At 43.4% G+C, this 10092-nt stretch carries 12 protein-coding genes; 8 read left to right on the plus strand and 4 right to left on the minus strand.

Annotated elements, in window-relative coordinates:
• The 6 genes from H6S82_RS07470 to H6S82_RS07495 all read left to right on the plus strand — a co-directional run.
• A partial coding sequence (locus tag H6S82_RS07470; protein ID WP_191056121.1) for an ACT domain-containing protein occupies positions 1 to 333 on the plus strand: 333 nt, incomplete at its 5' end.
• A gap of 97 nt (positions 334 to 430) precedes the next feature.
• Positions 431 to 694 (plus strand): Asr1405/Asl0597 family protein, encoded by a 264-nt coding sequence (locus H6S82_RS07475; protein WP_190466780.1) that lies wholly within the window; start codon positions 431 to 433, stop codon positions 692 to 694.
• Between the two features lie 64 nt (positions 695 to 758).
• On the plus strand, positions 759 to 1394 hold the full coding sequence (locus H6S82_RS07480; RefSeq protein WP_322111938.1) for a (2Fe-2S) ferredoxin domain-containing protein: 636 nt from the start codon (positions 759 to 761) through the stop codon (positions 1392 to 1394).
• 41 nt (positions 1395 to 1435) lie between these two features.
• Positions 1436 to 2545, plus strand: a complete 1110-nt coding sequence (locus H6S82_RS07485) for an S-layer homology domain-containing protein (RefSeq protein ID WP_190466777.1) — start codon at positions 1436 to 1438, stop codon at positions 2543 to 2545.
• Between the two features lie 142 nt (positions 2546 to 2687).
• Positions 2688 to 4202: a xylulokinase gene (gene xylB / locus H6S82_RS07490; protein ID WP_190466775.1), complete on the plus strand. Its 1515-nt coding sequence runs from the start codon at positions 2688 to 2690 to the stop codon at positions 4200 to 4202.
• 63 nt (positions 4203 to 4265) lie between these two features.
• The gene (locus H6S82_RS07495; protein WP_190466772.1) at positions 4266 to 5429 is read left to right on the plus strand and encodes a DNA cytosine methyltransferase; all 1164 of its coding nucleotides are present in this window, start codon (positions 4266 to 4268) and stop codon (positions 5427 to 5429) included.
• On the opposite strand, the gene H6S82_RS07500 is transcribed toward H6S82_RS07495, so the two are convergent.
• Together H6S82_RS07500 and H6S82_RS07505 are read right to left on the minus strand one after the other, a co-directional pair.
• Positions 5422 to 6141 (minus strand): hypothetical protein, encoded by a 720-nt coding sequence (locus H6S82_RS07500; RefSeq protein WP_190466769.1) that lies wholly within the window; start codon positions 6139 to 6141, stop codon positions 5422 to 5424. The genes H6S82_RS07495 and H6S82_RS07500 overlap by 8 nt on opposite strands.
• Positions 6128 to 6370 (minus strand): helix-turn-helix transcriptional regulator, encoded by a 243-nt coding sequence (locus tag H6S82_RS07505; RefSeq protein WP_190466766.1) that lies wholly within the window; start codon positions 6368 to 6370, stop codon positions 6128 to 6130. The genes H6S82_RS07500 and H6S82_RS07505 overlap by 14 nt, the downstream gene beginning before the upstream one ends.
• Before the next feature lie 323 nt (positions 6371 to 6693).
• On the opposite strand from H6S82_RS07505, the gene H6S82_RS07510 reads away from it, so the two are divergent.
• Together H6S82_RS07510 and H6S82_RS07515 are read left to right on the plus strand one after the other, a co-directional pair.
• Positions 6694 to 6957, plus strand: coding sequence for a helix-turn-helix transcriptional regulator (locus H6S82_RS07510; protein WP_190466762.1), 264 nt, complete (start codon positions 6694 to 6696; stop codon positions 6955 to 6957).
• The gene (locus H6S82_RS07515) at positions 6954 to 7871 is read left to right on the plus strand and encodes a hypothetical protein (RefSeq protein WP_190466759.1); all 918 of its coding nucleotides are present in this window, start codon (positions 6954 to 6956) and stop codon (positions 7869 to 7871) included. Before H6S82_RS07510 ends, H6S82_RS07515 begins: the two co-directional genes overlap by 4 nt.
• On the opposite strand, the gene H6S82_RS07520 is transcribed toward H6S82_RS07515, so the two are convergent.
• Positions 7861 to 8919, minus strand: a complete 1059-nt coding sequence (locus H6S82_RS07520; RefSeq protein WP_190466756.1) for a DNA methyltransferase — start codon at positions 8917 to 8919, stop codon at positions 7861 to 7863. The two genes, H6S82_RS07515 and H6S82_RS07520, sit on opposite strands and share 11 nt — an antisense overlap.
• 278 nt (positions 8920 to 9197) lie before the next feature.
• The coding region (locus H6S82_RS07525; protein ID WP_191056122.1) for an AbfB domain-containing protein at positions 9198 to 10092 on the minus strand (895 nt) is incomplete at its 5' end.

A 10092-nucleotide genomic window follows, 5' to 3' on the forward strand; every position in this document is an offset into this window, starting at 1 on the left:
CCCCCACTCCCCCACTCCCCCACTCTTCATTCGCTTCTCGCTTGTTCCCATCAACACTATTGCCAAATTGCCCCAATAGAAGAATTGGTGACGCGATTTTACGCTCGCTTCTTGACAAAAGACTTCCCTGGTGTTATTGGCAAACTGGGGACTTGCTTCGGCGATCGCGGCGTTAGCCTGGAGTCTGTCGTACAGACAGGCTTCCAAGGTGAATTGGCAGAGATTGTCGTTGTCACTCACGATGTCCGGGAAGGTAATTTCCGCCTAGCTTTGGACGACATTCGCAGCCTGGAAGCTGTGGATAGCGTTGCCAGTCTGCTGCGGGTTCTTTAAATTTTTGTACAAGTTTTGAAAATAAATGTCAACAAGTGCCTCAACTTAGTGTATAAATGAATTGAGAATAATTCGCAGTTAAGTTGAAACAAATCGGATGGAGCAATCGAGCGTTAACCAGGTGGCCAGACAGGTTGTGGGCATTCCGCGAGGCGAGCGCTGGCAAGCTTACCAAAGACTGCAATCGCTAGGTATTGCGTGCTGGTGTACCGAGCGGGGTGACCTGCAAGTTGAGGTAAATAGCCCGCTAGCAGCGATCCAAGTATGGAGTGCGATCGGGCAATTAACTCGCCCTCGGCGCGACTTGGCAGTATGGCTAGATCGGTGTTGGCAACTGAAATTTAACAAAACCGGTATGTGACCTTGGCAAGATGAATTTATCTCAAATTGAGAATAATTATTGAAAGAAAAAAGGATTGGCAATCGTGGGTAAACACAAAAGCTCTCAAATGTCGCCATTTCAGCTAGAAGGACGTTTCCTGGGTTATGAAGTGGAGGATGCCTGCAAAATCAAGCGGATGAGACTTGCTACTGCCGAAGGCGAGCTCTGGCTTAAACTCTCGAAAGAAGCGAGGGCGACGCTCAGCCGCTATCGGGTTCTCGTACCGGGGGATTGGATCGAAATTTTTGGTGAAGAAAAGCTCGATCGAGAAACAGGCGAACATAAGATAAAAGTCTATGAAGTATTGCCTAAAGCCGCTCTAGCGGCGACATCGGCATCGCCCTTAGAGACTGTTACCTCAACCAAAGCCACTAAGCCTGCCAAAGTGCAGGCTTGTATTTTAGTATGTCAAAAATCAGATTGCTGCAAGCTTGGCGCTAGACAGGTTACTCGCTTCTTGGAGGAAGGGTTGCGCGATCGCGGTTTGTCGGGAGAGGTGACAGTGAAGGCAACTGGCTGCATGAAGCAGTGCAAGGCAGGGCCAAATATTGTGATGCCAGATAAAACTCGTTACAAGCGAGTAGATCTTCAAGAAGTACCCCAGTTGCTGGACAAGCATTTTCCCATTGAAGGAACTATTCCTGAAGAGGCAGTTTCACAACTGGCAGTAGTACGGTAATCTATATTAAAATTGCCGTTTTCTCTAGGAGGGCGATCGAGATGACAAATTCCCCTTTACCAGATCCCCAGTCATCTCCAAAAGATCCATTAGGATTTGATGAGTTCATCGGCATCTTGGTTGCCTTGTCCACTATCGGCAGTATTTTTTGGTGGGCGGTATCTCAAAAACCGCAGAGTTTGAATTTTATCAGCGTTCTTCCGCCTGAATTAGTTCCCGCTACAGGACAGTCTCCTTCTCCTTCACCAGTTCCACCTGCGATCGCGAGTCCTTCGGCAAAAGATCCCGTGGCGATCGTTCCGGGTGAAACGGCAAAACTGTCTACAGGGGTAGCTGCCGCAATCCTTCCTATTCAAAAGACACAAACTTCTTCAAAAGCAGCTGCTGCGATCGTTCCCCCCAAGAAAGCGCAACCTTCTCCCAAGATAGTAGGTGCGATCGCGCCGGGAAAGAAGGCCCAACCTATTGGTAAGCTAAAACGCTCTAGTATCGAAACCCTACCAAAGATAGTCACCGCAGTTCCAGCTGCACCGGCTGCACGAAAAGCTTCTACACCAGCCAAACAAGTTAAATTTTCCGATGTTCCGGCTAACTTGTGGGCAACTCCATTTATTGCAGCTCTTACTCAGCGCGGTGTTTTTACAGGATTTACCGATAAAACTTTTCGCCCATATCAAGCAATGACGCGAGCTGAATTTGCAGTCAGGCTAGATAAAGCATTTAACAAGAAACCAGAAGAAGCGGCGACAGCTTTTGAAGATGTGCCTAACAACCACTGGGCATATTCATCAATTAAAGAAAGCGATATGGCAGGATTTATGGAGGGATATCCTAAAGATTATTTCCGACCGGCCAAATCGGTGACCAGAACAGAAGCTATTGTTGCACTGGCTAGCGGTTTGGATTTGAAAGTACCTGCCAATCCAGAAAAAATATTACAAAGTTACAAAGACGCGGCTCAGATTCCCAAATATGCTAGAGGCAAAGTAGCAGCTGCTATTCAGGCTGGTTTAGTAGTAGGCTCTAACTCAAATTTGTTGAGACCGAATCAACCAGCTACTCGTGCGGAAGTGGCAGCTTTTCTCTATCAAGGTTTGGTAAAACGGGGTAAGGTGAAAGCGATTAATTCTAAGGCGATAGTCAAACCTTAATTAAGTTTCCGGTTTGCATTCAAAGAAGGCTCTCCCGTATTAATGTTGATAATTGACATCCTCATCGCCCTCAAGGACTAATAGTTAGTTAAAGATTTGCTAACTAAAACTAACTAATGTCAATAAATATGGAAAGGGAAAAATGGCAGAGCTTGTAATTGGCTTAGATCTGGGTACGGGAGGAGTACGAGCGATCGCAGTTGACTTGCAAGGTCAAATTATCGCCCAAGCAACCAGTAGCTATCCCCTGTTAACCCCCCAACCCGGTTGGACGGAGCAAAACCCATCAGATTGGGTGGAAGCAAGTCTGGATGCGCTATCCAATGTTACTCAACAGCTAGAAGGACACCGAACGATGTCTGGCGACAAGCCGCTGCGCGTCTACGCACTCGGTTTGTCGGGACAAATGCACGGTATGGTGCCTTTGGATGCTGATGGTAATGTTATCAGACCTGCAATTTTGTGGAACGATCAACGCACGGGTAAAGCTGTTGAAGAAATCGAAGCGATCGTTCCCCGTCAAGAGTTAATTCAGCGTACCGGAAATCCTGCAATTACAGGGTTTCAACTGCCGAAGTTGATATGGTTGAGAAGTGAAGAACCGCAAGCTTATGCTCGACTTCAGCAAATATTGCTGCCAAAAGATTATTTAGGATATGTGCTGACTGGGGAACGAGTAACAGAACCATCCGATGCGTCTGGTGTGGGATGTTTGAACCTGGCTAATCGGCAATGGGATACGGATATACTTAATGCTCTTGGTATTAATGTAGAGTTGTTTCCTTCAGTAGTTGAGTCTACCGCGATCGCAGGTAAACTGAAACCGGAAATAGCTAGCCGCGTGGGATTACCTGCGGGATTGCCTGTAATTGCAGGCGGAGGCGACAATGCAGCAGCTGCGATCGGTTTAGGCATTTCATCGAGCAATCTCAATCGGGGAAGTTTGAGTATCGGTACATCTGGTGTAATTTTTGCACCTTGCGATCGCCCGATTCCCGATCCAGAAGGTCGAGTGCATTTGTTCTGTCATGTAGATGGTGGGTATCATTTACTGGGAGTAACGCTGGCGGCGGGTGGTTCTCTGCGTTGGTATCGGGATACATTTGCACCGCACATTGCTTATACAGAACTGATGGATTTAGCAGCGCGATCCCAACCCGGTGCGCGTGGTGTTTTATTTTTACCTCACCTTGCAGGTGAACGCAGTCCGCACCTCGATCCAGATACTCGTGGCGCTTGGGTAAATTTGTCACTAGCTCATACGCAAGCAGACTTGATTCGTGCTGTACTGGAGGGGGTTGCATTCAGCTTGCGGGAAGCGTTGGAGGTAATTACGGAGATTACACCCGTCCATCAACTTTTGGCTACAGGTGGAGGAGCGCGATCGTCCATCTGGTTACAAATTTTGGCAGATATTTTGCAAACGCAACTCATTGCACCTTCTTCGGAAGAAGGTGCAGCTTATGGAGCAGCTATTTTGGCAATGGTAGGAGTTGGTGCATATCCCAACTTAGAGGCTGCATTTGCGATCCTCTCACAGGACAGCAATACAGTACAGCCACAAGCAAATGCTGTGTATGAAGAAGGGTTCAAGCGGTATAAGTTATTGTACGAAGCTCTGAAAGGCGTTTTGCGATCGCCAGAAGAAAACGATTAGAACTGGTAGCGGCGTTTGTTCGTCGAGTTGACTTTTTTCTGCGAATACAATAGTATTCAATATATGGTACACACTGTCATTGATTTATTTGCTGGTGCTGGGGGCTTAACTACAGGTTTTCACTTAGCGGGTTTTCAAACGATATGCGCTATTGATGAAAATGCGAAAGCTTTGGCAACATTTAAGCATAACTACCCAGAAACAAAATTAGTTCTGGCAAAGGATATTCGCACAATTAATGCTAGGGAAATTCGACTAACACTTCAATTAGAAAAAGAAGAGTTAACCGCGATAATTGGTGGCCCTCCATGTCAAGGATTCTCTCGCAATATTCCTGCTGAATACAGATATTTAGAAGACCCTCGCAACCAGCTATACAAAACTTTTTTAGAGTTTGTAAAAGAATTCCGACCTTTGTATGTTGTGATGGAGAATGTACCCGAAATTCTGAAAGCCTATAACGGTACAGTTAGAGAAGAGATAACCATAAAACTAGAGCAAATGGGATATGGGGTGACATCCGCATCATTAAATGCTGCAAATTATGGGGTTCCCCAAACTAGAGCAAGAGCTTTTTTTGTAGGATGTTTGAATGGTGTTGCTCCTACAATTCCAGAACCTACTCATTATGGAGATATTAAATCTCTTAAATCCGAACAAAAGAGTATTCAGCTAAATTTACTACAGCCTATAGCCTCTCCAATTGTGACTGTCAGAGACGCGATCGGAGATTTGCCATTACTAGAAGCTGGACAGGAATATACCGCAGAGACATATATCTGCGAACCGCAAAGTAATTATCAAAGATTACTACGTAGCGGTAGTAACAAGCTAGTTAATCACGTTGCTCGTAAATTAAGCTCCATCCAAATGTCTAGAGCTAGAGTTTTAAAAGAAGGTCAAGATGCTAGAGATTTACCTCCAGAACTAGCGCCAAAAAAGCATTACAGCGGAGCTTATGGAAGACTATACTGGGATAAACCCGCTAGAACTATTACTAGGTGGGTTTTTCACCCTGGATCTGGAAGATTCTTTCATCCCACACAAGATAGGACTATTACAATCCGTGAAGCTGCAAGGCTTCATTCTTACCCAGATAAATTTCATTTCCTGGGTTCATATACGGAAATGGCAGACCAAATCGGAGAATCAGTACCTCCCTTGTTAGCTAAAGCGATCGCTGAATGTATTCTCCAGAGGAGTCCTCATCATCTTGTGGCTAATTAAACTTCTGTTCAAGAGTTGACAAGATGGCTTGCACGTACTCATCAGGTGTCAGGCGGTTTCGCTCAATTACGATCCGAATTGGTTGCTCTGGAATAGTTTGGACTTTAAAAAGTTGCTTTTGATTTTTATACCAAATTAATGTTAGCTTACCATCAATTTTTCCTTGTAATCCTTTGCCTGCCTCTCTAGTATTTCGATCGATTGACCAGTTCCAAGAAAACTGATGCGGATCGAGTGGAGTTAGGGGGTACTCGACATATACATATTCAGTGGCGTTTTTCTTTTTGCAAAGGATGCCTTCGTAGCTATCTGTTACACCTTGTAGAGTGCGATCGTATATCAGTTTTTGGTTCCAATGGTAAACGATCGCTTCTCCCAAATTTGCTGGCGGTGAGTCTACTGTCAAACCAGGAAAGCCTAGTGCTGCTGCTTTTGTAACTACATCGGCTCGTTGAATTACGAACGCAAAAGTAAATCCAGGGTTAAGGTTTGGTAACTGAATTGTCTTTAATGACCAGCCTGTTCGCGTTCTAATATCAACAGCATCATGTAGAAGCTTAGTGCGCCCAGATGTAGGATCGGAAAGAGGAATATTTTTAACATAATGAAATATCGCTTCCCAGGAGTAATCCTCTATGGAGCCAACAATGGGAGCGGCAATTGTCGCAACGATCGCTTCCCTTAATCTCTCAACTTCCTCACTCGTCAGCATCCAAAGATTCCTCAACTGCTTCCAGAAGTGCGCTCATAGTCACGCCTAGTGCAGTAGCAATTTGGTAAAGAACCCGGACAGATGGACTTTTCAACCCTCGTTCTAGTTGGCTGATATAAGTTCTATGCAGATTCGCAACCTCTGCAAGATGTTCCTGTGACCAACGTTTCGCCGTGCGAAGACGTTGTATCTCTACTCCTAGAAGACGATCCAATTTTTTGAGCGGCATTAAAGCTAGGTTAATGCCTTGAATACAATAGTGCTATAGACTATAGTATTCAAACTGGTGCAAACTCTTTGTATATCTTGATTCAGCCGATTTTGGCAAGGATCGCTTAAGCAGCTGCTTCGTCGATAAGTTGCAAGGGGTTGAGGAGCGCGATCGTCCAAGCAATTGTCAACGCAATAAAGCTTAAAGCCCATCAAATCAATGGTTGTGAGGAATCTGTCCATTCTTAGCACTGCGCGATCGCTCCTAAATATCCCATTTTGGGATAATCCCAAAATCGGTTTATCGTATCTGAGGCACAGATATTTTTTAAATAAGGCAAGATGAAATCCATCTTTAGCCCTGAGTATGACATTTTTCGCCAGCGCATGATTGCGGCAAGGAAGGAAGCTAAGTTGACGCAAGCAAAACTTGCTAAATCTCTCAACAAACCGCAATCTTTTGTGGCGAAATATGAAAACGGCGAAAGACGATTAGATGTGATTGAATTTTTGGTAGTTACTCGTGCGATCGGCATAGACCCATGTGAAATTATTAGGGAGATTGAGCAACAATTAGCAGGGACATCTTGTGGAGAAAAAGGATGAATACACAAGATGTAATTAGATCGGCATCTCATTATTTAGATGGGTTATCTGGACATATTTTTGACATATTGGATATTACCAAACCTATCTCTGTAGATGCAGCAGTCAATTTATCTAAAGTTATCTCCAAGCTTTCGCCACTACTGGGAAATCTGATTGAATTTAATACTGTTGAGTTTCTAAATAAACAAGACGAATTCTCTGAGTTTGGCAAGTGGCAGAGGCAAGACCCTGGTTTTCCCGATACCATTTTTGTAGGCAGCGTTCAACCAACGCCAGGGTTAGAAATTAAAGCATGGTTTCCGCTTGCTACAGAAATAACAGCACGTTTCAAAGATAGCCAAAACCATTTCCAATTTGACCAGACTTATGTTGCAATTTTGGCATGGCTACCAGAGAGAGTTATTTATGGTAAACCTCGGATTGTTGATGTATGTGTTGTTTCTGGTTTGTCTGTAGCTGCTGCTAGAGATAATCACTACCATAATCCACCAGATTACCTTGTTTTAGAGCCGGAAGACACAACTCAAAGAACTGCTAATCTACAGCAAACAAACACTAACGGTTATAAATTTCAAGGTTCTACAGAAGAGTTTTTAGAAGCACAAAAAATAGTTGAATCATGGGGAATTGAAGGAAAAATATACAGACCGACCAGAGAATATCAATTACTTTTACGGGAATTGTTGATACGGTATAAATATAGGCTAGATACCAATTTTGCGAAGATGGACAGGATTGTACATCCGGGTATAGAGCAATTCAAACGGCGTGTTTTCAATATTGAAGTTTCTGGGATGACGATCGGACAATGGAATAGATTGCTATCAACCCGTAGAGAAAATCCCATCAAGCAAGCTCTACAAACCTACTTGGATATTAAAGAAGAGAATATTGATGAACTTATTGAGTAAATCTGTTTACTCCATAGTAAAAATAGTCTGGGTCGATTTCACAGGAGTAGGCTTTTCGTCTCAAGTTACGTGCTGCTAGCGATGCACTAAATAAGCCTCCAAATGGTTCCCAAATAACATCATTTTCATCACTTGAAGCTTCAATGATGAGATTCATCAAGTCAAGAGGTTTTTGGTTGAGATGTACCGCTTTACCAGAAGGTATTTTAATTCGCTCATCTCCTCGCAAAGCATGACGTTCCCAAACGTTTGTAAACCCATGAGGACATTTAAATTTCGATCGCATTTGACTCCATTCTCGTCCCGTCAAAGGTCGATCGCCATCTAAAGAAAAATATGGTCTGCCTTCTGTATTTCCATATTCATTTGCATAATTTACCAACTTTTCAAACATTTCTGGAGGTGGAAAATACCATAAATGCCCTCGATCGAAATATTTTCTAGTTGCCGCATCTGCTACACCGCAAGCATTATTTGCTCTTTTTAGTGGCAGTCCCGATCGCTTCCATTCTTTAAGCAACCATGTTTTCAAAGGAAGCTCATTAATAGTTACATCTCTAACATATTGAACGCAGACTTCTGTAACTACTGGAAACCTGCGAATCTTTCCTGTATTTACATTACCCGCTATATGACCTTTGCCTTTATTCCAAATATTACAATTAACATAACGCCAACCATGCTTTTCTAGAATTGGATGAACGACAGCCCAACCTATTTCTGAATTCCAAAACCACAGTGTCGTACATGGCATAGCTGCCTTTGACCAAGCTTGAATATGAGGTTTATACCACTCAGGTAAATCGAGATGATCGGAGGTATCCCCTTCAAATCCCAGCACACCATAAGCCCCATCTGACACGATAACGGTGGGTTGTTCCCATCGATCGTAATGTTCGAGGCTATTGCCCAAGGATAGAGTAACAAATTCATCACTCCATACAGAAAAGCTTGGATTTGCGTCTAGCTTCACTACTTTTCCGCGACCAACTGTACTCGTTGCCTTGGGTTTTAGGGTGTTGCAGGGGTCTTGGTTAGGCAAACTCATCTAATAACTCTACGAATTAAGAAAACTAAAGTGCTTGTCAATTTATCCCTTTTTAGGATATCTTGGCTGGGGACAAACACTAAATTTTAGCCAGAATCGCTTGGGCAGCAGCTTTACCGACTCTTAGGAACGGTGGAGAAAGGCGATCGCACATCTGGTTACAAATTTTGGCAGATATTTTGCAAACTGAACTGATTGTGCCTTCTTCAGAAGAAGGTGCAGCCTAGCTTTTGGAACCAGCAACGATTCCAAGCGATTTTTTCTGCACGTTTGGGAGCTTAAAGCATAGAGATGATGGTTGCAATCGTTGCGACTGTTGCCTTTCCTTCATCAGATCTCAACCAGCTTAAGAATTGTGTCCCCCGATCGAACACTCTCCATTTAGGATCGTGCTGTTGAAGAATAGCATATCCTCTCACTTGGCTCATAATTTCCGAGGGAACGTTTTCACTCCAATTATCATTCCTGTTACATCTACCAATCGTACAACCATCTACTCCGTAAGAGTGAACACCAGAAACCCAAATTGGCTGCTTATTTTCGTCAACAAGAATTACGCTTACTGCTCCAGTAAAACCTGCTAGCTGTACCCCGGTTCGCGTATTTGTAACTGCTGTGAGTGTTCCATCTGCATTTAATGAAAATGAAGTACGCATTCGACCGTTTGCTACTCTATCCTCTTTATTACCTGTTATTGGAAAACTTACTGCATTAACTCCTAAAGGATTAACTATCCTAAATGTCGCATCTTTCCGAAAAAGCTCACTCTCATCTTTTTCAAGGTACAAGTTAAAATCACGATGACGCAAATAACGACCTGGGGAGTTATAAGACTCAAAAGATGCTAGTGTTGAATCAGCTAATCCTGGACGTTGACAGAATGTTGCATCTGCTTTAAATAGTTGTGAATTTTCTAAAGTAGCAAGTTTAATTCTAAATTCTTGATGTCGAAGATATGCTCCCGGATTATTTTGAGCCTGAAATGAGACGCAATTGCTATCTGCTAATCCTGGAACGATTTTAAATGTTGCATCTTGTTTATCTAGAGGAGATGAAATTGTTGAAATTTCTCCTAATAAATTGCGATGACGTATGTATAAATTAGGAAAATTGTAGGATTGTAGTGAATGGTACGCACCTTGCTGTGCTAGAGCTTTATCACTTCCTAAATAT

The sequence above is a fragment of the Planktothrix sp. FACHB-1355 genome (genome assembly GCF_014748295.1).
In the GTDB taxonomy this organism is placed as follows: Bacteria; Cyanobacteriota; Cyanobacteriia; order Cyanobacteriales; family Aerosakkonemataceae; genus Aerosakkonema; species Aerosakkonema funiforme_A.

Excerpts from the sequence above, each read along its gene's own strand:
- H6S82_RS07500 (WP_190466769.1), bottom strand. The coding sequence starts at position 6,141 with ATGCTGACGAGTGAGGAAGTTGAGAGATTAAGGGAAGCGATCGTTGCG.
- H6S82_RS07485 (WP_190466777.1), top strand. The coding sequence starts at position 1,436 with ATGACAAATTCCCCTTTACCAGATCCCCAGTCATCTCCAAAAGATCCA.
- H6S82_RS07510 (WP_190466762.1), top strand. The coding sequence starts at position 6,694 with ATGAAATCCATCTTTAGCCCTGAGTATGACATTTTTCGCCAGCGCATG.
- H6S82_RS07475 (WP_190466780.1), top strand. The coding sequence starts at position 431 with ATGGAGCAATCGAGCGTTAACCAGGTGGCCAGACAGGTTGTGGGCATT.
- H6S82_RS07520 (WP_190466756.1), bottom strand. The coding sequence starts at position 8,919 with ATGAGTTTGCCTAACCAAGACCCCTGCAACACCCTAAAACCCAAGGCA.
- H6S82_RS07515 (WP_190466759.1), top strand. The coding sequence starts at position 6,954 with ATGAATACACAAGATGTAATTAGATCGGCATCTCATTATTTAGATGGG.
- xylB (WP_190466775.1), top strand. The coding sequence starts at position 2,688 with ATGGCAGAGCTTGTAATTGGCTTAGATCTGGGTACGGGAGGAGTACGA.
- H6S82_RS07495 (WP_190466772.1), top strand. The coding sequence starts at position 4,266 with ATGGTACACACTGTCATTGATTTATTTGCTGGTGCTGGGGGCTTAACT.
- H6S82_RS07505 (WP_190466766.1), bottom strand. The coding sequence starts at position 6,370 with ATGCCGCTCAAAAAATTGGATCGTCTTCTAGGAGTAGAGATACAACGT.